The sequence below is a fragment of the Polaromonas sp. P3_A5 genome (assembly GCF_056403055.1).
Window position 1 is genome coordinate 876,575 of the sequence record NZ_JBFUGF010000001.1, and the last position, 26,165, is coordinate 902,739.

The window sequence follows — 26,165 nt, forward strand, 5'->3', positions numbered from 1 at the left end:
GGGATCTAGCCTTTACTGGCGGGCGCAAGCAGCTATATTTTTCATAGCAAATTCACGCAGAAGGCGTGGTCATCAACGCGGTATAGCGGCGCTGCATTTCCTCTGGCGACACGGTTTCAATGCTGTGCCCCACACTCCAGCGGTAGCCTGCCGGATCGCGAAAGCTGCCCGAGCGCTCACCATAAAACTGGTCTTGCGCCGCCATTTCCAGCGTGGCGCCGGCTTTCAGCGCACGCGCAATCACCTCATCGCAGTTGTCCACATGCAGATGCAGCGTGACGGTGGCCGGCGCGCCGGCATCCGGCGCCCGGGTGCCGTACTCCGGGAATTCTTCCGACACCATCAGCGTGGCGCCGTCAAAGTCCAGTTCGGCATGGCCGATGCGGCCATCGGGTTCTGTGAGCCGGAATTTTTCCGTGGCACCAAAAACCGAGATGTAAAACGCCATGGCCTTTGCAGCATTTTTGACATGAAGGTAGGCAAACAATTCGTGGGTGGCCATATCGTCTCCGTCGGTGATGTGAAGGAACCAGGCGAGGCCTGAGGTGCTGCCAGCCGGTCCTGAAATTATGAGGCGCATTGGAGCTCAGTGACAACCCGGCGTGCTGCGGGCATGCACCGCCCGGCCAGGCGCCTGAAGAACGCGGTCACGCCGCTGTCACCGAACCGTCATGCAAAGGCAACACACTGTATGACCGCCACTGCCCGGGGCAGGTCGCCGGATACCGGCTGCCGGTGCCTGTCGTGTCCGATTCACCCCATTTCTCGCCTACTTCACGCCACTTCTGAATGGACATCACTTACGGCGCCGACAGAACCGGCCTGCTCTGCGGTTACAGGTTTGAAAACGGCGCGCCCGGCATCCCGGTAGATCTTCTGGAGGCGGCCGCCTGGCTGCAGGACGAAAGCCCCAAGGGAAAATCAGATTTCGTCTGGCTGCACTTCAACCTGAGTGACGCCGCGGCGGAGGCGAGCATCCGCAAGCATCTGCACGCGGTACCCGAGTTTTTCGAGGCTCTGCATGCGGGTTCAAGATCCACCCGCATAGAAGATGCGCACGACACACTGATTGCTGTCGTCAACGACGTGGCGTATGAATTCGCGTTTGACCCGGCTGAGATGTCCAGCCTGTGGCTGAACGTGGCGCCCCATATGGCGCTGAGCGCGCGCTCCCATCCCCTGCGTTCCATCGACCGCATGCGTGACGCCATCAAGAACGGCAAGCCGCTGGCGTCATCGGTGTCATTTCTGAACCAGCTGCTGCGCGAGCAGGGCGATGTGCTGGTGCGCATCGTGCGTGACGCCACTGTCCAGGTGGATGTGGTGGAAGACAAATTCCTGATCGGCCGGCTGCACAACCGCCGGGCTGACCTGGGCAAGCTGCGGCGTGTGCTGGTGCGGCTGCAAAGGCTGCTCGCGCCGGAGCCCGGTGCGCTTTTCCGCCTGCAGCGGCTGCCGCCGCCATGGGTCAGCGAGCACGACCTCGAGGAGCTTCGGCAGGCCACGGAAGAATTCTCATTGACCATCCGGGACATGTCCGAGCTGAAGGAGCGCATCAAGCTCCTGCAAGAGGAAATTGCCGCGCAGGTCAGCGAGGAGACCAACCGCAGCGTCTTCATCCTGACGATGGTCACGGTACTGGCGCTGCCCATCAACATTGTTGCCGGCCTGCTGGGGATGAATGTGGGCGGCATCCCCCTGGCCGAGCATCCCCACGGCTTCATGGTGATCGTGGGGATCATTGGCGTTTTCACCGCCTTCGCGGCCTGGTATGTTTACCGGAAAAAATAGCTTTCACAAGCCATTTCCCGCATCACCATTTGCGCAAGCCGGCGCGTCGTTTACTGGGGTTTCGGCCCGTTCATGGCACGTTCAAATTCTTCGCGCGACAGCATGTTGTCCTTGTTGGTGTCGGCTTCGTCAAAGTGTTTGGAGACACCGCGAAAGTTGGACGCCTCATCGCGGCTGACTTTGCCGTTGTTGTCCTTGTCCATGAAACTGAACGCGCGCTCAAGGTCTCTGGCCGCGTATTTGGGAGTGGGGGAAGCCGCGGCAGCGGAGGGTTGCGATGCACCGGCCGCAGGCGCCGACGCAGCGGCGGCCGGGTCTGTAGCCTGCGCATGCCCACGTGGGGTGTAAAGCATGGCTGCTGCGGCCAGGGCCAGCGCCACTGCACCCACGTAGCGGACTGCCACACGGCGGCCGGGCGTAGGGAAGGTTTGTTGCGGGCTGGACAAAATCATCGGGGTCGTGAACGGGGTCGTGAAAGGTGAATGAGGTGAATGGTTCATACCCTGATTGGATGTCAATTCAGGTTTCAGTGCCAGCCAACTTGCAGGGTGTTTCGCCGCTTTACAGGGTAGGTGCAAGCCGACACATTTATTTGCACGCTCAAAAAAAAAGCGCTTCACTCCGGCGGCCCGTCCACAAATCGTGCGTACATAAAGAAACAGATTTCCCGGGCCAACCGGGTTGACAAGCCCCATTACTTATCAAATACTAAGCTAAATGGTTAAGTATAAAAATGATGCGCAAGAAGAGACCCTGAGCGCCGTATTTGCCGCACTGGCAGACCCGACGCGGCGCAAGGTGTTGCAGGCCCTGGAACAGGGCAACCTGTCCGTCGGCGAGCTGGCCCAGCCGCACGGCATGTCCCTGCCCGGTTTCATGAAGCACCTGCGGGTGCTGGAAGACGCCGGCCTGGTCAGCCGCGCCAAGGATGGCCGCGTCGTCAACCTGGCGATTTCACCCGAGCCCATGCAGGAGGCCGCCATGTGGCTATCCCGTTACGAGAAATTCTGGTCCGAGCGCCTTGACGCGCTGGGCCGCTACCTTTACCAGCAAGAGGAGTTGAACCCGCCATGGAAAGAAGCACAGCGCAAGGCAAACCGTCCGCCGGCCCGTCCGTCGACATCACCCGCCACTACCCCGTCGCTCCCGAAAAAGTCTGGCGCGCGTGGACCGACCCGCAAGCACTAGCGCAGTGGTTCGGCCCCGACCCGGCCGGCGTGGTGACCATTGCCGACATGGATGTGCGTGTGGGCGGCCGCTACCACATCCAGTTCGGCGTGCCGGGCGGGGAAACACACGACGTGAGCGGCACTTACCTCGAAGTCGAACCACACCGCAAGCTGGTGTTTGACTGGGGCTGGAAGAGCACACCGGAACGCGTGTCGCGGGTCACGGTCTCGCTCAAACCTTCCGGGGCCGGCACCGAGCTGGTGTTCAAGCATGAGCGCTTCTACGACCTGGCCGCACGCGACAGCCACAACGAGGGCTGGGCCGGCGCTTTCCTCAAGCTCGACAAACTGTTTGTTTCATCGGCTGTGACCTGAAAGTCACCCCAAACCACCACCGCTGTTCAGCCCCAACCCCAGGAGAGACGCACCATGCTTGCCAACCGAAACGCCATGGCCACCATCGCCGTCAAGGACCTTGCGGCGGCGAAGAAATTTTATGGAGGCACACTCGGCCTCACCCCGCTTGAGACCGCCGAGGAGGGCGTGCTCACCTACCAGAGCGGCACCGCCACTTTGGTGGTGTATGTCTCCTCATTCGCCGGAACCAACAAGGCCACATCCGCCACCTGGGGTGTGGGCGACGAGTTCGACAACATCCTGAAAGCGCTGAAGGCCAAAGGCGTTGTGTTTGAGCACTACGACATGCTCGGCATGACGCGGCAGGGCGATGCGCACATAGCGGGCGACTTCAAAGGCGCCTGGTTCAAGGACCCGGACGGCAACATCCTTCACATCCTGAACCAATAGGCCACCGTTCCAGCAACTCGACCCTTCACTGAACTGACCGTATCCAGGGAGCCCGCCGTGACTTCAACCCCCGCAAACGCTGCCAACGCCGTTTTCCACTCCGTGGTATCCAAAGACGAATGGCTTGCCGCCCGCCAGCTGTTGCTGGCCCGTGAAAAAGAACTCACCGCCCACCGGGATCTGGTGAGCGCCGAGCGGCGCCGCTTGCCCTGGCTCAAGGTCGACAAGCCCTATGTGTTCGACGGCCCCGCGGGCAAGGAAACCCTTGCTGGTTTGTTCGAGGGGCGCAGCCAGCTCGTGGTCTATCACTTCATGTTCGGTCCCGGCTGGAAGGAAGGCTGCCCCAGTTGCTCCTTCCTTTCGGACCACATCGACGGCGCCTTGCCGCACCTGGCAGAGCGCGACATCACGCTGGCTGTGGTGTCGCACGCGCCGCAACCCGACCTGGCTGCGTTCCGCCGGCGCATGGGCTGGCGCTTCAAGTGGGTGTCGTCCTTCGGCAATGACTTCAACCACGACTATCACGTCTCCTTCACGCCCGAAGAGCTGGCCAGCGGAAAGTTTGACTACAACTACCGCATGAACGATGTCGAGGGCGCCGGCATGCAAGAGCTGCACGGGATCAGTGTGTTTTACCAGGATGGCCAGGGCAACATCTTTCACACCTATTCCAGCTACGCCCGCGGGGCGGACACGCTGGTGGGCGCCTACAGCTATATGGACCTCACCCCCAAAGGGCGCGATGAAGGCGGCTTGCCTTTCCCCATGGCCTGGGTGCGTCACCATGACAAATACGGCACTGGTCACGCGGGCCACGGCGCACCGGCCAGCCAGCCCGCGGCCGCGTGCTGTCACGCCGAGGCCGGCGCCGCATGACGGTGTCGCCCAAAGCCACGCGGCGCGACTGGATCGGGCTGGCCGTCATCGCGTTGCCGTGCCTCCTGTATTCGATGGATCTCACCGTGATGAACCTGGCGGTGCCGCACCTGAGCGCCGACCTCAAACCCACGGGCGCGCAACTGCTGTGGATGGTCGACATTTACGGCTTCATGATTGCCGGCTCGCTCATCACCATGGGCACGCTGGGCGACCGCATTGGCCGGCGCAGGCTGCTGCTCATGGGGGCTGCCGCGTTTGGCGCTGCGTCGGTGCTGGCGGCGTTTTCCACCACGGCTGAAATGCTGATCGCTACGCGCGCGCTACTGGGCATTGCCGGGGCGACGCTGGCACCTTCCACACTTTCGCTGATACGCAATATGTTCCTCGACGCCGGCGAGCGCACCGTGGCCATTGGCGTCTGGATCACCAGCTACTCGGTAGGCGGCGCGATTGGCCCGCTGGTGGGCGGTGTCCTGCTTGAGCATTTCTGGTGGGGCTCAGTGTTCCTGGTCAGCGTGCCCGTGATGGTCCTGCTGCTGGTGCTGGGCCCGGTGCTACTGCCCGAATACCGCGACCCCGATGCCGGCCGGCTGGATCTGCTGAGTGCGGCGCAGTCACTGGCGGCCGTGCTGGCCGTCATCTACGGCCTCAAGCGCATCGCGGAAGGCGGCCCGGGCTGGCTGGCCGCGGGCTGCATCCTCGCGGGGCTGGCGATTGGCGCGGCATTTCTGCGCAGGCAGCGCACACTGGCCAGCCCGCTGATTGACCTGGCCTTGTTTCGTGTGCCGGCATTCAGCGCGGCCCTGGCCATCAACACCTTCTGCTTTTTCGGCGCGTTTGGCGCTTTTCTTTTCATCGCGCAGTATTTGCAGCTGGTGATTGGCCTGTCGCCGCTGGAAGCCGGCCTGTGGTCCGTGCCGTCGGCCTTGGGTTTTGTGGTGGGCTCCATGCTGGCACCTGTTATTGCGCGGCGCATCCGCGCCGGGCTGGCCGTCACGGGCGGGCTGGCGCTGGCGTTTCTGGGCTTTGGCGTGCTCACGCAGGTGAGTGGCGCCTCGGGCCTGGCCACGCTGGTCACCGGCAGCGTGATTTTTTCGCTGGGCCTGGCCCCGGTCGTGACCTTGGGTACCGACCTCATCGTCGGCTCCGCACCGCCTGAGCGCGCCGGTGCGGCTGCGGCGATTTCAGAAACCAGCTCGGAGTTTGGCGGCGCACTCGGCATTGCTGTGCTGGGCAGCGTGGTGACGGGGGTCTACCGCCATGCAATGGAGGACACTGTGCTCAGCGGTGTGCCGGCCGTAGCCGCAGAGGCCGCCCGCAGCACACTGGGCGGCGCGGTGGCAGTGGCGGCTGAATTGCCCGGCGCCAGCGGTGCGGCCTTGCTCAGCACTTCACGCGATGCGTACGCCCAGGCCTTTCAGGTTACCGCCGGCATCAGCGCCGCACTGGTGCTGGGCACGGCCATCCTGGCCGCTGTCATGCTGCGGCAGGCGCGTGGCAGCGCCGCGCCCGTGTAGGCCGGAGAGTCCGGGATGGACGCCTTGCCCGCTTCAAAGAGGCTGTCAGCAGGCCCCAGCGCCATTTTCAGGCCTGTTTTGATCATGAAAGAAGCCTGAAGTCCAATGACATCGGGCGCAAGTAGCTACTGATTTGATAGCATGCGGGAAGGCAGGGGGAAGCCCATGCAGTGCAAAGATGGACTGGCGAATTCATCATATTCAGTGAAACCGAGGAGAAACTGCAGATGACACACAACATGGAAACCCAAAAGCGCTGGTGGGCACTGGTGGTGCTCTGCCTGGGTGTGCTGATGATCGTGCTCGACACCACCATCGTGAATGTGGCACTGCCTTCCATCCGCACCGACCTCGGTTTCACCGAAACCTCGCTCGTCTGGGTGGTGAATGCCTACATGCTGACCTTCGGTGGTTTTTTGCTGCTGGGCGGCCGGCTGGGCGATCTGTACGGTCAGCGCCGGCTGTTCCTGGCGGGGCTCACGCTGTTCACCGTGGCCTCGCTGGCCTGCGGCCTGGCCAATTCGCAGGTGCTGCTCGTGGTGGCCCGCGCGGTGCAGGGCCTGGGCGGCGCGGTGGTGTCGGCGATTTCGCTGTCGCTCATCATGAACCTCTTCACTGAACCGGCCGAGCGCGCCAAGGCCATGGGGGTCTACGGCTTTGTCTGTGCCGGCGGCGGCAGCATTGGTGTGCTGCTGGGCGGCGTGCTGACCGATTCGCTCAACTGGCACTGGATCTTTTTGGTCAACCTGCCCATAGGCGGCGCCGTGTTTGCGCTGTGCCTGTTCCTGCTGCCCGGCGGCAAGGGGCAGGCCACCGGCGCGCGGCTTGACGTGTGGGGCGCCGTCACCGTCACCACCGCGCTGATGCTGGCGGTCTACGGCATCGTCAACGGCAACGAAGCCGGGTGGCTGTCAGGCCAGACGCTCGGTTTGCTGGGCGTTGCCGCGGTGCTGATGGCGATCTTCCTGGCCATCGAGGCCAGGGTCACGACACCGCTGGTGCCGCTGGGCCTTTTCCGCCTGCGCAACGTCGCCACCGCCAACGTGGTCGGCGTACTGTGGGCCGCGGCCATGTTTGCCTGGTTCTTTATTTCGGCGTTGTATATGCAACTGGTGCTGGACTACAGCGCCATGCAGGTCGGCCTGGGTTTTTTGCCCGCCAACCTGATCATGGCCGCGTTCTCGCTGGGCCTGTCGGCCAAAATCGTCATGCGCTTCGGCATACGCGCACCGCTGTCTGCCGGCCTGCTGCTGGCCGCCCTGGGCCTGGCCCTGTTCGCGCGTGCGCCGGTGGGCGGCGGCTTTGTGCTCGACGTGTTGCCCGGCATGCTGCTGCTGGGGCTGGGGGCCGGCATGGCCTTCAACCCGGTGTTGCTGGCCGCCATGAGCGACGTGGACCCGGCCGAGTCGGGCATTGCCTCGGGCGTGGTCAATACGTCCTTCATGATGGGCGGCGCGCTGGGGCTGGCGGTGCTGGCCAGCCTGGCGGCGGCGCGTACCGGTTCGCTGGCCGGTGCAGGTGCCGATGCCGTGGTGGCGCTCAACGGCGGCTACCAGCTGGCGTTTGTCATCGGTGCGGTGTTTGCGGCCTGCGCCGCCTTGCTGGCTGCCGTGCTGCTTCGCACGGGCGCCGCAGTGCCGGGCGCGCACCCGGCGACGGAAGCCGGCGGCTAGCCACGGCTGATTTATGCGTCAAATTGGCTCTCAGGCCAATAGGAGTAAGCGCAAGAAGCTATCAATTTAGTAGCATATTAAGTTAAGTGGCAGCCGGCCAGGGCAGGCGCCCGCAGGGCGATCAGTAAACCCCGAACAGGGCGCGAATCTCGTCGCCGGCTGTGCGACCGTGTTTCTGGCTTTTGTACTTGTCGCCGATGTCTGCGCACTTTTCCATGATCAGCAGGGTGAACTCCTGCAGCTCCGGCGTCAGCGCGTCGCCTTCCGTCATGGCACCGGCCAGTTTGGCCAGGTTCACGAGCTGGCGGTCGCTGATGGAGCCGATGGAAAAGTCTGAAGGCTTGAAATCCGGTGGAAGTGACATGGCGTGCACCTGGAGCTGGAGATGTCAGCCGGTGTCAGAAAGTGGACTGCCTGCGTGACGGGTTTTGTCCTACAGGGTACCCCAGACATTTTGTCCTAGCATTCGTTTTTTCCCTAGGAGATGCATCATGGCTGATGACACAACCAAAACCGGTGTGGACCGCAGGTTCATCGCCTTGGGGCAGGACTATGAGGTTCGCGACTGGACCAAAACCCTGGGTTGCACCGAGCAGCAACTGCGCGACGCCGTCAAGGCTGTCGGCAATTCAGCCTCCGCCGTGCGCCAGTACCTGGGTAAAAAATAGCGCCATCTCAAGGGGCGGCGGTTGGCGCCTTTCCCATCGTCATTGCGCGTGGTTCGCGCCGGTACAAGCATGAAAGAAGGCACAGCATGGCAAAAAGCAGCATTGCGGGTGGCAGCATTCCGCCCGAACAGTGGATGCGCGGAAAAGACACACAGTCGCTCGGCCCGGGCGACAGTTCAGACACCGGCAGCGACACGCTAGGTGCCTACAGCGACGAAGAGCTGGCCAGCGACAGCGACGCTGTCGGCACCGGCGAGCGTGCCGGTGTCATCGGCGATGAGCGGCCTGATGCCGACATCCTGCCTGACCGGACAATGGACGAGGCCGACTTCCTGGAAGAAGGGGAAGTCGTCGGCGATGAAGACCCGGAAGCAGAAGATGAAGAGGGCGAAGGCATCTTGGCCGCAGGCGGAGCAGAGGAAATTGCCGGCGTCGTGGCCGATGAAGATGAAGAAGATGAAACGGATGAAGAAGACGACGAATACGGGGAAGGTGAAGACGGCGATGCAACAGTCCGAGGAGGTGGCGCATGACGATCACAGGAAGCTGCCATTGCGGCAAAAACGCCTTTCGCATTGACGGCGAAATCCCCGCGCAGCTGACGCGCTGCACCTGCTCGTTTTGCGCCAGGCGCGGTGCGCTGCTGGCGTACTACACACCCGGGCAGTTCCATGTCACCACGCCCACGGATGGCGACGCCATCTACCGCTGGCAGACCAAGCTGGTAGACCACCACTTCTGCGCCGAATGCGGCGTGTCCACCTATTCAGACAGCCCCGCATTCGAGATGGACGGCAGCTGGGACGGCACCACCCGCCGCATCGGCGTCAATGCCCGCCTCTTTGACGGGTTTGACGCGGCCGAAGCACCTGTGACGGTGATCGACGGCAAGAACCTCTGGTAGTTGAGCCCAAGCCGCAAGCCGTTGACATCCTCTTTTGATCGCCTTAATATAGCCAAACAGCTATATAAACGATTGGCCATGTAATGACCCCAGACACCCTCAACAAGGCGTTCGCCGCCCTCGCGGACCCGACCCGCCGCGCCATCGTCGCCCGGCTGGCTTCCGGCGAAGCCACGGTCAATGAACTTGCGGCACCCTTCGACATGACGCAGCCTTCCATTTCGAAACACCTGAAGGTGCTGGAGCGGGCAGGCTTGATCTCTCGCGGACGAGCGGCGCAAACCAGGCCGTGCCGCCTGGAGGCCGCACCCCTGAAAGAAGTCGCCAGCTGGATGGCGCTGTACCGCAATGTCTGGGAAGACAGCTTCGACAGGCTCGATGCGTTTTTGCAGCCGGACACATCCACGTCATCAGCCCAGTCAACTCAGTCAACCCCCAAAAAAGGAAAGAAACATGCCCGCAAATGACGTCAAGGCAGCCATGGCTTCCCCGTTCCTGATCGACCGCGTGTTCAAGGCCCCGCGTGAGCGCGTATGGAAAGCGTGGAGCGAGGCCGGCAGCATCCAGCAATGGTGGGGGCCCAAGGGCTGCTCCATCGACCTGCTGCGTTTCGAGTTCAGGCCCGGCGGGTTTTTTCACTACGCCATGAAGTTTCCGGGCGCACCCACGATGTGGGGCCGGTTCAATTACCGTGAAATCGCCGCGGGTGAACGCATCGTGTGGCTGAACTCGTTTGCCAACGAACACTGCGGCATTGCGCGCGCGCCATTCAGCGAAGCCTGCCCCCTGGAAATTGAGAACACCGTGACCTTCGCCGAGAAAAACGGAAGCACCGTCGTGTCATTGCGCGCGCGACCCTTTGGTGAGCTTGCGGCTGAACGCCAGTATTTCGAAGAGCTCAAGCCGTCGCTCACGCAAGGCTACGGCGGCACCCTCGACCAGCTCGCCGCGCATCTCGGTGTCTGAGCTGCGGGCAGGCCTAGAAGTGCGGCGGCAGCTCGTCGCGCAGGCTGCGGCCCACTGTCACATCGCCGTCGCGCACCGGGCCGGCTTTCAGTTCTGCCACCTCGCGCACCAACGCATCAATTTGCTGCTGCTGCCGCACGATGACCTTGTCGAGCTGGTCCAGCAGGTCTTCGGTAAAGCTGGCCTTGATCTCCAGCGCCGTCAGGCGCTGGTCGGTTTGGGATGTGTCGTTCGTCGGTTCCATGCCTGTATTGGACATGAAGCTGCGCGGGGCAGGGGCGCCCACGCATTCCAGCGGCCTCCACAGCAATTATTTACGCATCATTTTGGCCTGCAGCCCTTTATGTTTGGGCGCGATCAGCTATGTTATTGATAGCAGTTCGGGTGATGAAGCTGTCAGGTTTCGCTGGCGCCGCCGCCTGCGCGTTGCTTCGATACGATTTGTGGGAATAAGAGCCTTGTCTTTCCCGCACCGCCTGCCTAAGCTGGCCTGAGTCTTTGCAGGGCGTCGCGTTTCATGGCAACGCAGCAGCCGTCTTCAAAGCCCATGCGGTAGCTGTGTTGTTTGCCCAAGGAGGCGAGATATGACCGAGCCAGGCACTGGAAACCCCGTCACACCGGAACAGGCGCAGGTACAGGCGCAGGAGGGGGCGCAAGAAGAAGAGCGCAAGGCCATCGATTTCCGGCGGAGTTTTATTTATGCCAGCGGCACGGCGCCCCAGGAGCTGTGGGGCCTGGCCCTGTCCGGCGGCGGCATCCGCAGCGCCACCTTTTGCCTTGGCGTGTTGCAGGCATTGGCAAAAGCCGGGTTCAACCTCCCGGGAGAAAGCGGGCCCGAAAGCAGCCCCAAAGACCGGCAAAAGCCCTGGCCACTGCTTGCCCGTTTTGACTTTCTCTCCACCGTCAGCGGGGGCGGGTACACCGGCAGTTTTTTCTCGGCCCTGTTTCGCCCCCGCGATCCCCTCACGCCTGCGGCGCCCCATACACCTCCTGCGCCGCCCACGCCCGAAGTGCTGGCCACCGAAGCCTACGAAGCACTCGCGACCGACCCGCCCGGCAGGTTGAGCAAGGTCCAGACCGCGCTCACCCAGATGCCCGACCGCCCCTTGCGCTGGCTGCGTGAAAACGGGCGTTACCTGGCACCGAACAACACCGGTGACTTTCTCTACGACATCGCCATTGCCATCCGCAACCTGTGTGCGGTGCATTACGTGATCGGCGTGACCCTGCTGACCATCTTCCTTTTGATGTTTGCCCTGCGTTACGGCAGCCTGCAGATTCCATGGGAGGGATTTCATGCGCTGGGGCTTACGCTGGAATCCATGATGCAGCCCAGGCCTCCGCTGAAGGGCGGAGACATCTGGTTCAGCCCGTGGTTCGGTGTGCTGGGCATCTGGCTCGTGCTTGCGGTCATACCGTGCGGCGCGGCCTACTGGCTCGACCAGGACACCTCGCCTTCCGGCACCCACACAAAAAAAGCGCAGCTGCCGGCCATCCCCACCCCGGCGCTGGCGGCCGCCGGCTTGCTGGCCGCGGGTGTGCTGGCTGCCTGTGTCATCTGGAGCCGGGTAGCGCCGCCGGCCGCCGGCGCCGGGTCACTGCTTGAGGCTGTTCCGGTGCCTGTTTTGCTGCTGGTGCTGATAGACGTCATCCTGGCGTTTTCCCTGGGCGTATTTTTTGTGGCGAAGTACCTTCCGCAGCAATCACCCGGGCTGTTTCGCAACCGCATCACACGGTGGCTTTCGCGGGTATTGACATACTCATTCATCATTGCCGTGCTGGCGCTGATTGAAACCGCGGGGCAGACGCTGTATCTCTGGCTGGCGACAAGCCAGTCAACACCGCTCACTGTTTTCAGCGTGGCCGGTGTGGTCGCGGCCCTGGTGGCGGCCGTGAAGCAGTTTGCGCCGGTGCTGGCCCAGCCCGGAAAAGACGGTTTGCTCAGCAGGCTGCCGCTCAACACCCTGCTTGGCGCGGTCGGGCTGGCGCTGGCCCTGCTGCTGGCCGTGGCCTGGAACTGCGCGGCCGCGGCCCTGCTGTTTGGCATGCAGCCGCCGCTGCCGGGGCTCGGGCAGCTGATGATCGAATCCATGTTCACCACGGTCCGTTTTGGCGTGGACTCATCATGGGTATGGCAATACTTCTACCCGGTCATTTCCATTGTTTTTTGCCTCCTGGCTGTGGCGGTGGCTGGCTACTTTCTGGGGTTCATCAATTTGTCGAGCCTGCAGGTGATGTACGGTGCGCGCCTCACGCGTGCCTACCTGGGGGCGTCAAACAAGGCACGGTTTGAATCGGAACGCCCCAAGATGGACGTGACCGAGGCCGATGCAAGCGACGACTTCACGCGCGAGGCCTACTACCGCAACGACCACCTGGGCCCGGCCCACCTCATCAACGTGACCATCAATGCCACCACGGGCACCGGCGACCAGCTGACACAGCGGGACAGGCAGGGCCTGCCGCTGGCAGTCACACCCGCGGGCATCACCGTGGACGGCAGGCTCTGGAATGCAAAGACCGGCAATTTCGCAGGCATTGAGGCCAAAGCCGCCAGGCGGGCGCCACCCGAGCTGTCCATCGGCCAATGGGTGGGCGTGTCGGGCGCGGCATTTTCGACAGGGCTGGGCCGCGGCACCTCGCTGGGGCAGGCCATGCTTTTCACCATCACCAACATACGCCTGGGCTGGTGGTGGGACTCCGGCAAAAAGGACACCAAAACACCTTTTTTTCTATGGCGCAACCAGAGCTATCTGCAGTGCGAATTGCGGGCCCGCTTCCTGGGCACGGACGGTTCGCACTGGTACCTGAGCGACGGCGGGCACTTTGAGAACACAGGCGTCTTCGAGCTGTTGCGCAGGCGGGTGGAATTCATCGTCTGCTGCGATTGCGGCGCAGACCCGAACTACAGCTTTGAAGACCTTGCCAATCTGATGCGCCTGGCACGCATCGATTTCGGTGCCGAGTTTGAATGTGTCGGGCCGAGCGCGGTTCCCCGGCTTGCACCCAATGCCGCCACACTGGCGCCTTATTTCGCCCGCGACGAATCTGAACTGCGCCCGGCAACCGATCCGCTGGCGCCGCTCGACGAAAAGTGCGCGCTGCTCTACCGCGTGCGCTATGCCAGCAGCCAGCCGGGCAAGCCCTCTGAAAGTATCTTGCTGGTGCTCAAGCCGCGTTTGATCAAGGGCGCGCCCCTTGACCTGTTTGAATACCAGACCAAAAAGCCGTCGTTCCCGCAGCAAACCACGTTTGACCAGTTCTTTGACGAAGCGCAGTGGGAAAGCTACCGAAAGCTGGGCGTGCTGATCGGCTCCCGCATATTCAGGTAGTGCGTGCGGTGCCTGGCCTGGCCGATTTGGCATCATTTTGGCCTGCAGCCCTTTATGACCGGGCGCAAGCAGCTACGTTATTGATAGCAATCCAGGGGAAGGCAACAACCGTCATGCTCGCCATGTCGATCACCAAGCGGTACCTCGGCTAATGGGCTTCAGCGTGGGTTGACGCATACCGCTCCAGCAGCGCATACAGCACCAGCCCGCCCGCCAGCGGCAACAGGTAGTAAAGCGCGCGGTAGGCCAGCACCGCACCCATCAATGCCCCCTGGCGCACGCTGCCCGACAGCAGCGCCAGGTAGACCGCCTCCAGCACACCCAGCCCGCCGGGGATCGGCATGATCACCCCCACGATGGACGCCGCCATCAGCACGCCCAGCACCGTGGTGTAGGGCACTTGCTGGCCCAGCAGCAAATACATGGCCGCGCCCATCAGTGCCCAGTTGCTGGCCGAAATTCCGAGCTGCACCAGGGCCAGCTGCGCCGAAGGCAGATTCAGCCGCCGCCCGCGCACCCGCCACGCGTGCCCGCGCGCCAACGCGCACGCCACCACGTAGCCCAGTGCAATCAGCACCATCACCACGCCCAGCAGGCGCAGCGCCGCGGCGCCAATGTGCGCCTGGCTGGGCGGCGCAATGGCGCCGGCGGCAAAGAGGCTCCCCGCCACCAACCCATAGCCCAGCCAGTTGGTCGCTAGGCTCAAGCCCACGATCTGCGCAATGGCGGCTTCGTCCAGCCCGGCTCGCGCATACAGCCGCGCCCGCAGCGCCACCCCGCCGACCAGCGAGCCCAGGTTCAGGTTAAAGGCATAGCTGGTGACCGCAATGGCCCAGGTCTGCAGGCGCGGCAGCTTGTGGCGCGTGTGCTGCCGGCCTATCAGGTCAAAGCACCCATACAGCGCATGGCTGGCCGTGGCCAGGCCCAGCACCGCAAGCAGCAAAAGAGGCGAGTAGCGCCGCAGCGTTTGCCAGGCGCCTTCCCAGTCCACCTTGTGGGCATGGGAAACCAGCAAACCCAGGACGACGATGCCCAGCGCAGGAAACACCCAGCGGCGGATGCGCGGCCACAGCGACGTTGCGGCTGCCGGGGACGTACTGTCGGGAAGGTGAGCCGCAGTGCTGGGCATGATCAATGCATTTTCAGCAAGGCACAAAGCGAACTCCAGCGAGGCTGGCGCTGATTTTTGTAGGCGAAAACCGACGGTGGCCCACCACGCTGCAGCGCCGCCCCTTCAGCGCTCCAGCTCAAGGCCTGCGGGATGCAGGCGGTTCCATGGCGTTGCCTTCTCAAACGCAAACGCCGCGCGCAATATCGTGGGCTCGGCAAAGGGCCGCCCGATCACTTGAATCGAAACCGGAAGCCCGCCGTCAGAAAGCCCCGCAGGAACGGCAACCGAACACAAATCAAGCAGGTTCACAAAGCGCCCGAACCTTGACAGCGGCGTGGCCAGTTCGTCGACCTCGCTGACGGGAATGGCGGTAATGGCATTGGTCGGAAATACACAAACGTCGACGCCGTCCATGGCGTCCAGCATCGCGGCTTTCGCAGACTCACGGTCGCGCAGCAGGGTGATGTACTGGGCGGCCCCGATGTCCCGGCCCAGCATGATCCGCCGCTTGATGTTCGGGTCAAACTCCAGCTCATTGCGCTCGAAAAGCGTGCCGAGATTGGCATAGCCTTCGGCGCTCATCAGGCTGCCTGCAATGCGCATGGATTGCGCCAGGCTTTGCGGAAGCGGCTTGTCCACCAGGGTCATGCCAAGCCCGGTGAACACGGAAAGAGACCTGTCATAAGCCTTCAGCACTTCCGGGTCCACGTCTTCGCGTTCAGCTCTGGGCAGGGTCCAGACCCGCATTCCTCTGACATCTTTTTCAATCTCTTTTGAAACCGAACGCGAGGGCGAAAAGCGGGATGCCGCGTCCTGCGGGTCGGGCCCCGCCAGCACGTCCAGCAGCGTCGCGCAATCCTTCACCGTTCGTGTGATGGGCCCCACCGTGTCATGCGTGGGGCACAGGTCAATCAGGCCGTAGCGGCTGATCAGCCCGTGCGTCGTTTTCAGCCCCACCAGCCCGCAGAGCCCGGCCGGAATGCGAACGGAGCCGCCGGTGTCCGTGCCCAGCGCTGCGCTGGCCATGCCCGCCGAAACCGCCACGGCCGAGCCGCTGCTGGAGCCGCCGGGCACACGGTGGGTTTCAAGGTCCCAAGGGTTCCAGGGTGTGCCCATGGAAGTATTGGTTCCCCAGCCGCCAAAGGCAAATTCCACCGTGTGTGTTTTCCCCAGCACGATGGCGCCGGCTGCCCTCAATCGGTCGACCACCGTCGCCGTGATGGTGGAGGTCCGCGGCGGGAGCGATCTGGAACCCGCGGTGATGGCATGGCCTTTAATTTCAAACAGGTCTTTGACGGCAATGGTCACACCATGCAGCGGGCCGACCGTGAAGCCGGCCTGCCTGAGCTTGTCCAGGCCGCGGGCGGCCTGCAAGGCTTCATCTGCATAGAGGTCTACATAGGCGTGCAGCTTGGCGTCAAAGGCGTCTATGCGTGAGAGCTGGGTTTCGACCAGTGTTTCGCTGGTGGTCTCTCCGCTGGCCAGAGCCTCGAGCGTCTGCTCCATGGAAGCGTAGGCAAGCGGGGTGTTGGAGATATGGGAGGTATGGGCGGTGTCGGTCATGAAGCACCCATGACCCGCCGGCCGCGCGACAGGCGCTTTTCCAGCGCCCGCGAAAGCATTGACAAGGGGAAAGCAATGGCAAAGTAGAAGGCGCCCACCAGCAGGAAGATGTGCAGGGGCAGGAAGAACTCGCTGGACATGGCCCGCGCCGTCAGCATCAGCTCGTCCGTGGCGATCAATGCGCAAAGTGAGCTGTCTTTTAACAGCGCCACATAGGTGTTCAGCAAGGGTGGCAGCATGACGCGCAGCGCCTGGGGAAACACCACATGCATAAACACCTGGTGCGGCGCCAGGCCAACGGCCAGCGCTGCTTCGCGCTGCCCGCGATGAATTGACTGCAGGCCTCCGCGCAGGATCTCGGCAACATACGCCGCGCCGTGCAGGCCCAGCCCGATCACCCCGGCCCAGAAGCCCGGCAGCGTAAGCCCGAGCGGCGGCAGCGCAAAGTAGAGTGCCAGCAGCAGCGCGAGCAAGGGCACGGTGCGCACAAACTGGATGAAGAAGTTCGCGGCAAAGCGCAGGGCTGGCCGACCGCTGCGGATCATGGCCGCCAGGGCCGCGCCCAAAAGAAGGGCCATCACAAAGCCCGCAGATGACAGCTTTGCCGTTACTTTGGCCGCCTCTGCAAGGCGGGGAGCCCACTCGGGCCAGTATTGCAGGAAGACTGCAAAAAAGCTGTTCATCGCTTGTTCTCCATGCGGCTTTCGGCCTTGGCAAATCCCCAACTGACCGGCAGCACCATGGCCGCATACAACAGCATGGCGGCAAGATAGATCAAAGTGGTTTCAAAGGTAGAGGTCACCAGGTTCCTGGCAAAAAACATGATTTCCGGCGCGGCAATCGCAGAAGCGATGGATGTGTCTTTGAGCAGCTGGCTGGTGTAGTTGCCGAGGGATGGCCACGTCACCCGCAGCATTTGTGGAAGAAGAATGTGAATCAGCGCCTGCCGCGGTGTCATTCCGACGGAAAGGGCGGCCTCGCGCTGGCCGGCGTGCAGGCACTTGAGCCCGGCGACAAATACATCGCACAACACCGCTGCGCCAACCAGCCCCAGGCCCAAAATTGCCGCCACCAGCGGCGAGAGCCGTATGCCGACGGCCGCCAGCCCGAAATAGATCACGAAGAGGTGTGCCAATGCCGGAACGTTGCGCATCCATTCGATGTAGGCGGCAATCGCCAGCTTCAGCAAACGAAAGCGCGCGAAAGTGACTGTCACCGCCAGCAGCATTCCGCCCGCCAGCGCAATGACGAAAGCACCCAGGGCTACCACCGCGGCGGTAACCGCGCCACCCATCAGCACGGCGAGGATGCCCCCGAAAATTCCCAGCTGTTCCATCACCTGGCCAGCCCCGGGTTGTCCGCCACCTGGCCCAGAAAGCTGCGGGTGCGTTCCAGCTGCGGGTTGTTGATGACATCGACAGCGGGGCCCTGCTCAACAATGTGGCCGCCGTCCATGAAGATCACGCGGTCGGCCACGTCCCTGGCAAAGCGGATTTCGTGTGTGACCAGAATCATCGAGCGGCCCTCTTCGGCCAGCTCACGAATCACGGTGAGCACCTCGCCGACCAGCTCCGGGTCAAGCGCAGAGGTTGGCTCGTCAAACAGAATGAGCTTGGGCTGCTGGGCCAGGGCCCTGGCAATGGCCACGCGCTGCTGTTGCCCTCCGGACAAACGCTCCGGGTATTCATTCGCCTTGCTGGAAAGGTGAACCTTCTCCAGCATGGCGTCGGCCAGCTCATAGGCTTCGGGTTTCGACATGCCGCCTGCCTTGATGGAGCCCAGGGCCACGTTGTCGCGAACGTTCAGGTGCGGCCACAAGTAAAACAACTGGAACACCATGCCGATCTCGCGGCGCTGCGGTGCAAGTTCACGGTCATTCATGAAGCGGAACCCGCCGTGCCGGGTTGGCACCTGGCCGATTCGCTCGCCGTCAAGCACGATGGCGCCTTCGCCCGGCTGTTCCAGAAAATTCAGGCAGCGCAGGCAGGTCGACTTTCCGGAGCCGCTGGGCCCGATCAGCGAAAGGGTTTCGCCTTTACGCAGGTCAAAGGAAATCCCCTTGAGCACTTCGAGCGGGCCGTAGCTTTTTTTCAGCCCGTCGACTTTTAACAGGGTGTTGTTCATTGGATTCAGTTTTTTGACGCAGACGAACGCATGAGAAAAACACGCGTTCGCCTGTATCCATGCTTCGAAGGGCTTACTTGCAGGACGGCAGTTTCCAGTCGGCGGGGCGGTCTACACCGGCGCGGAAGTTCTGGCCCACGGGCACATACCAGACGTCTTGCACCAGGCCGTATTTGCCGCCGATCTTTTTGAGCTCACAGCTCTGCCAGAGCTTGGCGATTTCCGCGTTCACGGCCTTGGCGAGTTCCGGGTTGTCCTTGTTCAGGCCAAACACCACCTGGCCCAGCCCGGTGAGCAGGGGGTAGTCCGGGTTGTTGTCAACAAAGGCGTTGAACTTGAGCTTCCACTGCGGGTTACGCGAAATGGCGTACTGCATCACGGGCGGGTCGCCGATGACTGCGTCAATACGGCCGGCCAGCAGGTCGCGCACTGCCGCGTCGGATGTGTCATACATCGTCAATTGCAGGCCGGTGATTTTGCGCAGCTCCGGAATGAACGAAAAACCGGTGATCGTGCCGACCTTCTTACCTTCCAGGTCCTTCAGGTGCGACCAGTTGGTCTTGCTCGACTGGGTGATGCCGTTCTTGAAATAATGGATCGGGTCGCTCAGGGTCATGATCTTCGAGCGCTGCTCGGTCCAGCCCATGGTGCCGGCCATCACGTCGACACGTTTGGCCTGCACCGAAGCAATGGTGCCCGACCATTCCATGAGGGCGGGCTTGACCTTGAGCTTCACGGCCTCAGCCACGCGCTGAAGGATCTCGCCGTCGTAGCCAATCATGGCGCCGTCCTGGTAGCCGGTGCCCGGCATGTCGCCGGTGAAGGCGATCGTCAACGCGTCTTTTTCAACGGTTTGCAAGGCCTGGGCGTTGGCAGCCGGCAGTACCGCCCCCGCGGCGAGAAGCATGCACAAGAGGCGTGCGGCGAATGTTTTTTTCATGAAAACTCCTGATGGTGGTTTAAAGAAACTCTCACTGACGGGGTGGATGGTATGAAGCACCGTCAACTTGTCATAGGAAGCTTTGGCGTGTAAATTGAACGTATGCGACATTCAGGAAAATTACCGACAAAGGCCGCTTCTGCGCCCAAAGCTGCGGCGGCAAAGCGGGCAAAGCGTGCGCCCGCGAAGGCCAACAAGGCGGCCGGCGCACAGGATGAGGGCAACCAGCTGGTGGACCGGCTTGACGCGGCCAAGGCCAAAACGCCTCCCAAAACCGGTGTGGAACTGCGGGTCGGTATTTTTCTGTGCCCGCGTTTTCCCCTGTTGTCGCTGGCGGGGCTGTGCGATGCGCTGCGCCACGCCGCAGACCTGGGCGACCAGAGCCGGCAGCTTCGCTGCACGTGGGCGGTGCTCAGCGCCGCCGGCGAGACCGTGGCCTCCAGCTGTGGCGTCGAAGTGGCCACGCTGCCCGCGGCTTCGTCGGACTGCAACTTTGATTACGTGGCGGTGATCGGAGGCTTGCTGCCCTTCATGAAAACGGCCGACCCTCGAGGTGTGAAGTTTCTGAACCACGCCGCAAAAGCCGGTGTGCCGTTGATCGGCATTTGCACCGGCAGCTTTGCACTCGCGCGGCATGGGTTCATGCAAGGCCGCATGGCCTGTGTTCATCCCTTCCATGTCAATGACTGGAAGGAAGCCTTTCCCGATCTACCCTTCACCACCAACTGCGACTACATCTTTGATGGTGACCGGATCACCTGCGCGGGCGGTATCTCCATCATCGAGCTGGCCACTGAGCTGATTCGCCTGCATTGCGGGCCGGACCGCGCCGCCAAGGTTGTGCACCAGATGACGGTAACCCGCAAATCCGCCATCTCGCACGTCGCGCGCCGGCGCGCGCTGGGTTATGCCTGTGCCGACAACGACAAGCTCCGCCAGGCCATTGTGCTGATGGAAAAGAACATCACCACGCCGCTTGAAATTTCCGTCATCGCCAGGATTGTGGATTCCAGCAGTCGGCAACTTGAAAGGGTTTTTCTGGCAGAAACGGGCGCTTCCCCTTCAGGGTTTTACCGCAACTCGCGGCTCAAGTACGGCCGGTGGCTGCTGACCTCAACCGATTCACCGGTGAGCACCATCGCCTATGAATGCGGCTTTGCCGATGCCTCGCACTTCATCCGGCACTTTCAACAGCTGTATGGTGTTTCACCCGGGCGGTTGCGGAAGGCGTTGCCTGCGGTGGAGGTGTAGGCCCAATTACTGGCCCAGATAGAGGCCCCCGGGGAGCATTTGCGCTTTTCTCAACCTCCTCATACCGGGGCAACTCCACCCAGAAGACGCTGCCGCGTCCCTGGCGTTCCGTCATGCCCACCGGGTGCCCCAGCAGCTGGCTCAGGCGGTAGACGACCGCCAGCTCCAGCCCGAAGCCCTCGGCCATGCCCTGCTGCGGGATGCCTTCAGAGAAAGTCTGCTGGCGTTCACGCGCAATGCCGGTGCCTGTGTCCCACAGCTCTATGCGCCACTTTCCCCGGCGCGGCCGCGCGGCTAGCAACACACCGCCGCCATGCGTGTTGCGCAAGGCATTGGACAACAGGCAACCCACCAACCGCGTGAGCAGCACCGGGTCTGACACCGCCCGTCCCGCGGCGGTTCGGGTGCGCAGTCGCAGGCCTTTTTCGCGCGCCTGCGGCGTGTGCTCTTCGGCCAGCGTGTGGACCAGCGCGCCAAGGTCTACCGGCTGCAGGTGCACGCTCAGCGAAGCCGGTTCCAGCCCCGCCAGGCTGAACAGCGATTCAAACAGCTCGTCAATCTTGCGTGTCGAATCGCCAATCTTGCGTGCAATCTGCGCCGCGAACTCCGGCTCTTTGGTCAGCCAGTCGGCATACGGGCCCAGCGCCTGCACGGGGTGGCGCAGCTCATGCGCGGCGCTGGCAATAAAGCTGCTCCGCACGGCTTCCGCCTCCGCCAGGGCCTGTTTTCGCTCCTCCAGAGCCTTGATCAGTTCCTGGCGGTCGAACTGCCGCTCCAGGCTCATGTGCTGGGCCCGGTACATGCGCCGGCCCGTCACATGGGCCACCCACAGGAAGACCAGCACCACCCCCATTTCGGCGCCGGTGTCGAGCACCGAAGGAACACCCCCCGTCAGGTCTATTCGCCAGGCCAGGGCCGCCAGCACCGAGGCGCTCAAGCCGTTGCAGTACGCTGAGACGGTACGCAAGCTCGGCGGGCCCGAAGCCACCGCGACCACCGCGATGCCCCCCAGGATCATGATGCACACCAGTTGGTCTTCAATGGGGGCCTGGCGGTACACCACAAACATCAGCGAGCCCCAGACCACCGCGCTCAAGGGCCAGGCCCATCCAAGGAGCGACATGAACTCCCGCAGCGCCACCCCGTCGGCCTCCGCCAGGCGGTGGCGGTAAGCATGCAGGATGGCATAACGCAGCAGCGTCATGGAGCCGGTGGCCAGGGTCCATACCCACAAGTCCCATGGCGCCACACGCCCATGCAGCATTGCCACCACCACCAGAATGATCAGCACGGCCGCATGCAGCGTAGGCCGCGCATTTTGCATAAACGTGCGGGCCAGCTGCACGCTGATCCAGGTCTCGCGTGGGGTCATCGAACGGCGCCTTCGGGGGCTGCTGGCGTGGTGGGCGTCATTGAGAGCGGATTCTTCTGTAAGCGGGGCGGGGTGCGGGCAACAACAATATCAGTGATTTTCCCTTGAGTACCGGGTGGGAAGAAGAGGGCGGGAGTGGGGCTTCTACCTATCATTTGGCTTACGGAATCTGCCCCGCCTTCGCTTGGGGAGATCTTCATGAAGACCTTCTTTGCGAGGTATCGGGATTGCGGCGCGGCCGTTTGGCGTTGCGCCGTGTTCCATTGGCTTCACGGCAGCCGGGGCATGAAAGTCTGGTTTTTGTTGTCCCGCCAGCCTTGTGCTGATCTTGCCAGTGTTGGCGGCGTTGGGCGAGCCGTCTTTGGTTGTCTTTGTGCGGTGGTTACACGGGTGGAACGTGTACCTTTTTATTCATGCGTGCGTGCGGGCTCAGCGTGGGACGACTGAGGCGCTCGCCGCAGCAGCACCATCATGCCGGCAGAGCCGTTCGCCAACGACAAGATAGAAGACAACCTTACCCCGGTAGGGCCGCTGTACTAAATAGGCTCATGTTTGATCTGCTGCCCGCATGTGGTTTCAGAAGGCGGCAAGCTGGTGCTGGGTGTGTAGAGGCGGGGCAGTCGCATTGATCCCAAGCGTAGCGCCTGAGTACAACGATAAGATGCCATCCGTTTGATCTGCCTGGTGCTTGTTGTTGTGCTTCACTCAATCCAGCAGCAGTCAATGGAAACTGACACTATCAGAATAGTGACCGATTACTGTCAGGCGGAGGCTCGGGGTCAAGTTTGCGCATTTGCGGCATGACAGTGGAGATAGGTCTGTCAAAAAGCGTGAAGTCTGGAATAGGCAGTGCCTCTACCGACTGCAAGGACTCGGGTGTGTCGTCATTCAGGCGCTGACGCAAAGCCATTAGTAATCGGCCCAGGACGTTTTCTCCAACCAACTCCTCACCGTCTTCAGTAACTTTGGCACCCCAGTAGTCATCCTTCCTGGATTGCTCCACGATGTCTCGTTGTCGTGTAGCTAACAGAAGGCGTGAGAACTCTTGATAGTTCTGCGCAAGCTTTACCCTAAGACACCATCGCATGATTTTGAACTTAACCTCTTCCCAATCAGGTCGAGTCTCGCTCTGATAAGGCTTTCCCTTCATCTTTGCGGTCATGGGACTCGTTTGCTGAATGATCATTCTTTGCACGTCAGGAAGATGGGGGTAGCGGCAAGCCTGGTACAGCGCCTCACTGGTAAGAATCCGCACATCATTGACAAGGAGAGGGAATCCTCCCGCCATGTTGGAAAGTCCGCCCCAGTCTTCCTTTGTTTTATAGACGACAACGCAATCGGCTCGTCGGTACCGCCGAAGATCTCTTATGCTGGGTTCAATTTGGTTAGAAGAATTTACTAAAGACATTTCTTGCCGATGAATTTCCGTCGCGGCTTAGGAGCGGATACCACGCCAACGGCCCGGTGTGCTGCGCTGGATCACCCCACCACATAGCCAGAGGACAATTATTAGGGCAATTCCGGTAAGTGACCACCAGTCCCCCAAAACCCGCCCCAAAATAGCCAAAACCTAAGGGGCGAATTATCGGCTTCGTATTACCTTTTGCGCGAATTTTGGCCCCAGCAATCAGGAATTCAGACTCGAGGATAGTTCGTGCCGCCTCTGACGGAAAAATTCCCAGGTTGCCACCAACCGTTCTCAATTTAATCGGATAGCGAGTCGGTTCAGCGAAATAGTCCTGTACCTCTTTATAAATCGGAATCACTGAAGGGGCCAACACTTGGGAGTGCTCACTCCTGTAGACAGTATTCTCGAACCTGTAGCTTGGTATTGACCAGTAGTTAATGTCGATGGTTTTTTTTGCGGTGAACTTTGCCGCGTTCAACTTCTGCTCCAATTTAAATCGCGCAAAAGTATGCCAGCCCGCAACCACGATCTGGAGTTTCCCCGTCACGGGAGCTGCATTCAGAATCCACTCCTCCACATCATTTCCAACTCGCGTCCCTGTAAAAATGATGTCGTCGAGATAGATGAAATCTCCACCCTTGCTTGAATCGTGATTTGACTTAAATCCGAATCGTTTCAACAGGACTTCATCCAACAGTTCAATCATTGACTTTTGGCTAAAACCAACCTTCTGCAAACTGAGGACCGTGGCCTTGGACCAATAGTCCGCCGGGTTAGCCCCTGTCAGTGCGGCGTTGGTCGTGAGACGATCTATGAAAGCGACGACATGCGCCTTCGTTATAAAGGTCTGTTTAATGACGTGGTCAAATGCGCGAAGAAATTCAACTCGATTTTCCGGAGTAAATTGTGAGGCCCACCTCTCAACATGCGCGGCGTCAGGGGCTGGCAGTTCACCTGCACGATAGGTCGAGATCACATTTGCGATTGACTGAACAAGTTGCGCCTGAGTCATGCCGCGTCCCCCATTTGAATAGTTTTTAAATGTCACTATCTGATGTTCACTTGTCCATTTACCTATACGGTAATTTTCACCCCCGCTGAGGAGAACCCCGGCGAACGTGAACGCCCCAATTGATACGGGGCGTCTCATTTGAGTCATGCAACCCTATTGATTTCCCTGAAAAAGACTGTTGAATTCTGTGGTCCAGTCCGAGGGGCTCACTCCACAATCCAATCATTTCTTCTCATATTGACTTTCGCCGACGCGGTGCGAACATCGCTCGTACACGCAGTCCGGAATTGGCACGGTGGATGGACTTTACGAAACGAGCTCAGCGACCTAGCTTGTTCGACTTTGCGAGATGACAAGGGGTCGCCGTGGAATTTTGCCGAATAAGCCGGAAAACGCAGGATTCCATAAAGGACTAATCGGCTTTGGAATCCAGTAGGTTACGCCTCCCTTCGACCCATCCGCGGTGTTAAAGTCCGGCTCGCTCAGGAAACCGACGCCCACTACATGTGGGTAATCTGAACGCTCCAAAAACGAGCTGGCTTCCCAGGCTAGCGAGGAGTAAATGCTACCGTCACCTTCGTTGGTAGCGATGTTCAGAAGTGCATCACTTCCCAATCCTTCGAATGTTGCCATCAGCGCGCCGGCACGGCTGCCTGTTAATTGGCGGCCTGCCGATTCGGCAAAGGTAGTGAACATCTCGTGCAGCATGGAGTCAGGCTGAGCGCTGTCAACGATCACCAAAAGAACGCCGCCGAAGTTACCTTCGGCACGATGAATAGAGAAATGGGAGTTCTTGGCACCCGTAATTCTCTCAACGGCGTCTCTCGTAAATTGCGAGACCGGATGTTCGAGGCTTCCCAGTTCGGTCAATTCGAATTGAATCAGATTGACATGCGTGCCGTCTTCTAAAGCCGCACTCTTGGCGGTCAGAATTAGCTGCTCAATGGTGGAACTCAATTTCTCCCATTTTTCCGCTGATGGCATGCGCTCGCGCACGGTAATGCGCACGGCGAGTCCGTGCTTCAGGCTCTCGGCAACTGATTGCATAAATGGCGAGCTTTGCAAGCGACCGAGAAAGTGACGTGCTTCGGCTCGGTGAATTTTTCGCCCTTTGTCGTGCGTCACCACCTTACATTCGATCTCCAGACCCGTCGGACCAAGGTCCTCGATGAGAACGTCAAAATTTTCAGTATTGCTCCCCAGCTCTGGGAAAACGACGCGACGACCTGCGATGACGAAGTGAGTCGCCACACGCGCTTCAAGCTGCATCGCTTGTAGCATTCTCGGGCTGCGCAGCGCCTCCCGTACGCGCGAGACTAGCACGCGAGTCCGCTTGGGCGATATCTTCCGCGCGGCTTCAATGAGTTGTAGCACTTGGAACGCGAAAATGAATGTCTCTACAAACACCGAGCCCTTAGTGACTTCCCACGGCAGGATCCCTCCGTTGTTCTCCGTCGCGATGGAACACTCGCTCAAAGCCATCACCACCCGATACTGGTCCAAGTAGTGGTCTCGCATGTAGGGCCACTGAACAATCTGAGACCTCACGTCTTGGGCAGGATCGAGCCATGCTCTTTCTCCGATCAACTCACAAAGTTTTGTGAAAACTGTGGGTATTTGGTCTTGGTGCAATTCAGTGGTGAGCATCGCTTGCTCCGGCGTTACAGACCATTCTCAC

28 protein-coding genes are annotated in these 26,165 nt (G+C 61.2%); 14 read left to right on the forward strand and 14 right to left on the reverse strand.

All coding sequences use genetic code 11. The annotated features are described in order from the left end of the window. Positions 1-52: 52 nt before the first annotated feature. Positions 53-502: a VOC family protein gene (locus AC1DU8_RS04235; protein ID WP_457282133.1), complete on the reverse strand. Its 450-nt coding sequence runs from the start codon at positions 500-502 to the stop codon at positions 53-55. A 287-nt stretch (positions 503-789) separates the two neighbouring features. Between AC1DU8_RS04235 and AC1DU8_RS04240 the strand changes: the two genes are divergently transcribed. Continuing rightward, complete coding sequence (locus AC1DU8_RS04240; RefSeq protein WP_477726461.1) at positions 790-1,791, forward strand: transporter; 1,002 nt, start codon at positions 790-792, stop codon at positions 1,789-1,791. Between the two features lie 50 nt (positions 1,792-1,841). Here AC1DU8_RS04240 and AC1DU8_RS04245 read toward each other — a convergent pair whose 3' ends face one another. Continuing rightward, positions 1,842-2,243 (reverse strand): EF-hand domain-containing protein, encoded by a 402-nt coding sequence (locus AC1DU8_RS04245; protein ID WP_457282131.1) that lies wholly within the window; start codon positions 2,241-2,243, stop codon positions 1,842-1,844. Between the two features lie 265 nt (positions 2,244-2,508). Here AC1DU8_RS04245 and AC1DU8_RS04250 point away from each other — a divergent pair, with 265 nt between their 5' ends. From AC1DU8_RS04250 to AC1DU8_RS04275, 6 genes are all read left to right on the forward strand, one after another. Next, positions 2,509-2,979, forward strand: a complete 471-nt coding sequence (locus AC1DU8_RS04250) for an ArsR/SmtB family transcription factor (RefSeq protein ID WP_457282130.1) — start codon at positions 2,509-2,511, stop codon at positions 2,977-2,979. Next, on the forward strand, positions 2,862-3,335 hold the full coding sequence (locus AC1DU8_RS04255; protein ID WP_477726462.1) for an SRPBCC family protein: 474 nt from the start codon (positions 2,862-2,864) through the stop codon (positions 3,333-3,335). Before AC1DU8_RS04250 ends, AC1DU8_RS04255 begins: the two co-directional genes overlap by 118 nt. Positions 3,336-3,389: 54 nt before the next feature. Further along, positions 3,390-3,767: a VOC family protein gene (locus AC1DU8_RS04260; RefSeq protein WP_477726463.1), complete on the forward strand. Its 378-nt coding sequence runs from the start codon at positions 3,390-3,392 to the stop codon at positions 3,765-3,767. A 57-nt stretch (positions 3,768-3,824) separates the two neighbouring features. Next, positions 3,825-4,643 carry a DUF899 domain-containing protein gene (locus AC1DU8_RS04265; protein ID WP_477726464.1) on the forward strand — a complete coding sequence of 273 codons (819 nt, stop codon included), beginning with the start codon at positions 3,825-3,827 and terminating at the stop codon, positions 4,641-4,643. After that, positions 4,640-6,163, forward strand: a complete 1,524-nt coding sequence (locus AC1DU8_RS04270; RefSeq protein ID WP_477727031.1) for an MFS transporter — start codon at positions 4,640-4,642, stop codon at positions 6,161-6,163. The genes AC1DU8_RS04265 and AC1DU8_RS04270 overlap by 4 nt, the downstream gene beginning before the upstream one ends. A gap of 227 nt (positions 6,164-6,390) precedes the next feature. Next, entirely contained in the window at positions 6,391-7,836 is a 1,446-nt protein-coding gene (locus AC1DU8_RS04275) for a DHA2 family efflux MFS transporter permease subunit (protein WP_477726465.1), read from the forward strand. A 121-nt stretch (positions 7,837-7,957) separates the two neighbouring features. On the opposite strand, the gene AC1DU8_RS04280 is transcribed toward AC1DU8_RS04275, so the two are convergent. Next, positions 7,958-8,200: a hypothetical protein gene (locus AC1DU8_RS04280; protein WP_477648985.1), complete on the reverse strand. Its 243-nt coding sequence runs from the start codon at positions 8,198-8,200 to the stop codon at positions 7,958-7,960. 127 nt (positions 8,201-8,327) lie between these two features. On the opposite strand from AC1DU8_RS04280, the gene AC1DU8_RS04285 reads away from it, so the two are divergent. From AC1DU8_RS04285 to AC1DU8_RS04305, 5 genes are all read left to right on the forward strand, one after another. Then, positions 8,328-8,504 (forward strand): DUF3606 domain-containing protein, encoded by a 177-nt coding sequence (locus tag AC1DU8_RS04285; protein ID WP_477702394.1) that lies wholly within the window; start codon positions 8,328-8,330, stop codon positions 8,502-8,504. Positions 8,505-8,590: 86 nt separating this feature from the next. Beyond that, on the forward strand, positions 8,591-9,037 hold the full coding sequence (locus AC1DU8_RS04290; RefSeq protein WP_477726466.1) for a hypothetical protein: 447 nt from the start codon (positions 8,591-8,593) through the stop codon (positions 9,035-9,037). Continuing rightward, positions 9,034-9,408, forward strand: a complete 375-nt coding sequence (locus AC1DU8_RS04295) for a GFA family protein (RefSeq protein WP_477668189.1) — start codon at positions 9,034-9,036, stop codon at positions 9,406-9,408. Before AC1DU8_RS04290 ends, AC1DU8_RS04295 begins: the two co-directional genes overlap by 4 nt. Before the next feature lie 83 nt (positions 9,409-9,491). Beyond that, positions 9,492-9,875 carry an ArsR/SmtB family transcription factor gene (locus tag AC1DU8_RS04300; RefSeq protein ID WP_477668188.1) on the forward strand — a complete coding sequence of 128 codons (384 nt, stop codon included), beginning with the start codon at positions 9,492-9,494 and terminating at the stop codon, positions 9,873-9,875. After that, complete coding sequence (locus AC1DU8_RS04305; protein WP_477726467.1) at positions 9,862-10,374, forward strand: SRPBCC family protein; 513 nt, start codon at positions 9,862-9,864, stop codon at positions 10,372-10,374. The genes AC1DU8_RS04300 and AC1DU8_RS04305 overlap by 14 nt, the downstream gene beginning before the upstream one ends. 13 nt (positions 10,375-10,387) lie before the next feature. Here AC1DU8_RS04305 and AC1DU8_RS04310 read toward each other — a convergent pair whose 3' ends face one another. Further along, positions 10,388-10,618, reverse strand: coding sequence for a SlyX family protein (locus tag AC1DU8_RS04310; protein ID WP_477726468.1), 231 nt, complete (start codon positions 10,616-10,618; stop codon positions 10,388-10,390). Between the two features lie 340 nt (positions 10,619-10,958). Here AC1DU8_RS04310 and AC1DU8_RS04315 point away from each other — a divergent pair, with 340 nt between their 5' ends. Further along, positions 10,959-13,706 (forward strand): hypothetical protein, encoded by a 2,748-nt coding sequence (locus AC1DU8_RS04315; protein ID WP_477726469.1) that lies wholly within the window; start codon positions 10,959-10,961, stop codon positions 13,704-13,706. Between the two features lie 148 nt (positions 13,707-13,854). Here AC1DU8_RS04315 and AC1DU8_RS04320 read toward each other — a convergent pair whose 3' ends face one another. The 6 genes from AC1DU8_RS04320 to AC1DU8_RS04345 all read right to left on the reverse strand — a co-directional run bounded on the left by AC1DU8_RS04320 (position 13,855) and on the right by AC1DU8_RS04345 (position 19,444). Then, the gene (locus AC1DU8_RS04320; protein WP_477726470.1) at positions 13,855-14,835 is read right to left on the reverse strand and encodes a lysylphosphatidylglycerol synthase domain-containing protein; all 981 of its coding nucleotides are present in this window, start codon (positions 14,833-14,835) and stop codon (positions 13,855-13,857) included. A gap of 105 nt (positions 14,836-14,940) precedes the next feature. Continuing rightward, on the reverse strand, positions 14,941-16,380 hold the full coding sequence (locus AC1DU8_RS04325; RefSeq protein WP_477726471.1) for an amidase: 1,440 nt from the start codon (positions 16,378-16,380) through the stop codon (positions 14,941-14,943). Continuing rightward, on the reverse strand, positions 16,377-17,063 hold the full coding sequence (locus tag AC1DU8_RS04330) for an amino acid ABC transporter permease (RefSeq protein WP_477726472.1): 687 nt from the start codon (positions 17,061-17,063) through the stop codon (positions 16,377-16,379). The genes AC1DU8_RS04325 and AC1DU8_RS04330 overlap by 4 nt, the downstream gene beginning before the upstream one ends. After that, complete coding sequence (locus AC1DU8_RS04335) at positions 17,060-17,716, reverse strand: amino acid ABC transporter permease (protein WP_457282114.1); 657 nt, start codon at positions 17,714-17,716, stop codon at positions 17,060-17,062. The genes AC1DU8_RS04330 and AC1DU8_RS04335 overlap by 4 nt, the downstream gene beginning before the upstream one ends. Further along, complete coding sequence (locus AC1DU8_RS04340) at positions 17,716-18,504, reverse strand: amino acid ABC transporter ATP-binding protein (RefSeq protein WP_477694295.1); 789 nt, start codon at positions 18,502-18,504, stop codon at positions 17,716-17,718. The genes AC1DU8_RS04335 and AC1DU8_RS04340 overlap by 1 nt, the downstream gene beginning before the upstream one ends. A gap of 73 nt (positions 18,505-18,577) precedes the next feature. Beyond that, on the reverse strand, positions 18,578-19,444 hold the full coding sequence (locus AC1DU8_RS04345; RefSeq protein ID WP_457282112.1) for a substrate-binding periplasmic protein: 867 nt from the start codon (positions 19,442-19,444) through the stop codon (positions 18,578-18,580). Between the two features lie 102 nt (positions 19,445-19,546). Here AC1DU8_RS04345 and AC1DU8_RS04350 point away from each other — a divergent pair, with 102 nt between their 5' ends. Continuing rightward, complete coding sequence (locus AC1DU8_RS04350) at positions 19,547-20,695, forward strand: GlxA family transcriptional regulator (RefSeq protein WP_477726473.1); 1,149 nt, start codon at positions 19,547-19,549, stop codon at positions 20,693-20,695. Here AC1DU8_RS04350 and AC1DU8_RS04355 read toward each other — a convergent pair. The 4 genes from AC1DU8_RS04355 to AC1DU8_RS04370 all read right to left on the reverse strand — a co-directional run bounded on the left by AC1DU8_RS04355 (position 20,619) and on the right by AC1DU8_RS04370 (position 26,134). After that, entirely contained in the window at positions 20,619-22,067 is a 1,449-nt protein-coding gene (locus tag AC1DU8_RS04355; RefSeq protein WP_477726474.1) for a sensor histidine kinase, read from the reverse strand. The genes AC1DU8_RS04350 and AC1DU8_RS04355 overlap by 77 nt on opposite strands. Before the next feature lie 739 nt (positions 22,068-22,806). After that, complete coding sequence (locus tag AC1DU8_RS04360) at positions 22,807-23,475, reverse strand: NADAR family protein (protein ID WP_477702405.1); 669 nt, start codon at positions 23,473-23,475, stop codon at positions 22,807-22,809. Continuing rightward, positions 23,453-24,625 carry a phosphoribosyltransferase-like protein gene (locus tag AC1DU8_RS04365; protein WP_477707201.1) on the reverse strand — a complete coding sequence of 391 codons (1,173 nt, stop codon included), beginning with the start codon at positions 24,623-24,625 and terminating at the stop codon, positions 23,453-23,455. The genes AC1DU8_RS04360 and AC1DU8_RS04365 overlap by 23 nt, the downstream gene beginning before the upstream one ends. A gap of 189 nt (positions 24,626-24,814) precedes the next feature. Beyond that, positions 24,815-26,134 (reverse strand): hypothetical protein, encoded by a 1,320-nt coding sequence (locus tag AC1DU8_RS04370; RefSeq protein WP_477707200.1) that lies wholly within the window; start codon positions 26,132-26,134, stop codon positions 24,815-24,817. Between the last annotated feature and the right edge of the window lie 31 nt (positions 26,135-26,165).

Excerpts from the sequence above, each read along its gene's own strand:
- AC1DU8_RS04270 (WP_477727031.1), top strand. The coding sequence starts at position 4,640 with ATGACGGTGTCGCCCAAAGCCACGCGGCGCGACTGGATCGGGCTGGCC.
- AC1DU8_RS04320 (WP_477726470.1), bottom strand. The coding sequence starts at position 14,835 with ATGCCCAGCACTGCGGCTCACCTTCCCGACAGTACGTCCCCGGCAGCC.
- AC1DU8_RS04345 (WP_457282112.1), bottom strand. The coding sequence starts at position 19,444 with ATGAAAAAAACATTCGCCGCACGCCTCTTGTGCATGCTTCTCGCCGCG.
- AC1DU8_RS04260 (WP_477726463.1), top strand. The coding sequence starts at position 3,390 with ATGCTTGCCAACCGAAACGCCATGGCCACCATCGCCGTCAAGGACCTT.
- AC1DU8_RS04365 (WP_477707201.1), bottom strand. The coding sequence starts at position 24,625 with ATGAGACGCCCCGTATCAATTGGGGCGTTCACGTTCGCCGGGGTTCTC.
- AC1DU8_RS04300 (WP_477668188.1), top strand. The coding sequence starts at position 9,492 with ATGACCCCAGACACCCTCAACAAGGCGTTCGCCGCCCTCGCGGACCCG.
- AC1DU8_RS04370 (WP_477707200.1), bottom strand. The coding sequence starts at position 26,134 with ATGCTCACCACTGAATTGCACCAAGACCAAATACCCACAGTTTTCACA.
- AC1DU8_RS04350 (WP_477726473.1), top strand. The coding sequence starts at position 19,547 with ATGCGACATTCAGGAAAATTACCGACAAAGGCCGCTTCTGCGCCCAAA.
- AC1DU8_RS04250 (WP_457282130.1), top strand. The coding sequence starts at position 2,509 with ATGGTTAAGTATAAAAATGATGCGCAAGAAGAGACCCTGAGCGCCGTA.
- AC1DU8_RS04325 (WP_477726471.1), bottom strand. The coding sequence starts at position 16,380 with ATGACCGACACCGCCCATACCTCCCATATCTCCAACACCCCGCTTGCC.
- AC1DU8_RS04280 (WP_477648985.1), bottom strand. The coding sequence starts at position 8,200 with ATGTCACTTCCACCGGATTTCAAGCCTTCAGACTTTTCCATCGGCTCC.
- AC1DU8_RS04360 (WP_477702405.1), bottom strand. The coding sequence starts at position 23,475 with ATGTCTTTAGTAAATTCTTCTAACCAAATTGAACCCAGCATAAGAGAT.
- AC1DU8_RS04255 (WP_477726462.1), top strand. The coding sequence starts at position 2,862 with ATGGAAAGAAGCACAGCGCAAGGCAAACCGTCCGCCGGCCCGTCCGTC.
- AC1DU8_RS04310 (WP_477726468.1), bottom strand. The coding sequence starts at position 10,618 with ATGGAACCGACGAACGACACATCCCAAACCGACCAGCGCCTGACGGCG.
- AC1DU8_RS04305 (WP_477726467.1), top strand. The coding sequence starts at position 9,862 with ATGCCCGCAAATGACGTCAAGGCAGCCATGGCTTCCCCGTTCCTGATC.
- AC1DU8_RS04330 (WP_477726472.1), bottom strand. The coding sequence starts at position 17,063 with ATGAACAGCTTTTTTGCAGTCTTCCTGCAATACTGGCCCGAGTGGGCT.
- AC1DU8_RS04355 (WP_477726474.1), bottom strand. The coding sequence starts at position 22,067 with ATGACCCCACGCGAGACCTGGATCAGCGTGCAGCTGGCCCGCACGTTT.
- AC1DU8_RS04340 (WP_477694295.1), bottom strand. The coding sequence starts at position 18,504 with ATGAACAACACCCTGTTAAAAGTCGACGGGCTGAAAAAAAGCTACGGC.
- AC1DU8_RS04235 (WP_457282133.1), bottom strand. The coding sequence starts at position 502 with ATGGCCACCCACGAATTGTTTGCCTACCTTCATGTCAAAAATGCTGCA.
- AC1DU8_RS04275 (WP_477726465.1), top strand. The coding sequence starts at position 6,391 with ATGACACACAACATGGAAACCCAAAAGCGCTGGTGGGCACTGGTGGTG.
- AC1DU8_RS04315 (WP_477726469.1), top strand. The coding sequence starts at position 10,959 with ATGACCGAGCCAGGCACTGGAAACCCCGTCACACCGGAACAGGCGCAG.
- AC1DU8_RS04285 (WP_477702394.1), top strand. The coding sequence starts at position 8,328 with ATGGCTGATGACACAACCAAAACCGGTGTGGACCGCAGGTTCATCGCC.
- AC1DU8_RS04245 (WP_457282131.1), bottom strand. The coding sequence starts at position 2,243 with ATGATTTTGTCCAGCCCGCAACAAACCTTCCCTACGCCCGGCCGCCGT.
- AC1DU8_RS04240 (WP_477726461.1), top strand. The coding sequence starts at position 790 with ATGGACATCACTTACGGCGCCGACAGAACCGGCCTGCTCTGCGGTTAC.
- AC1DU8_RS04290 (WP_477726466.1), top strand. The coding sequence starts at position 8,591 with ATGGCAAAAAGCAGCATTGCGGGTGGCAGCATTCCGCCCGAACAGTGG.
- AC1DU8_RS04295 (WP_477668189.1), top strand. The coding sequence starts at position 9,034 with ATGACGATCACAGGAAGCTGCCATTGCGGCAAAAACGCCTTTCGCATT.
- AC1DU8_RS04335 (WP_457282114.1), bottom strand. The coding sequence starts at position 17,716 with ATGGAACAGCTGGGAATTTTCGGGGGCATCCTCGCCGTGCTGATGGGT.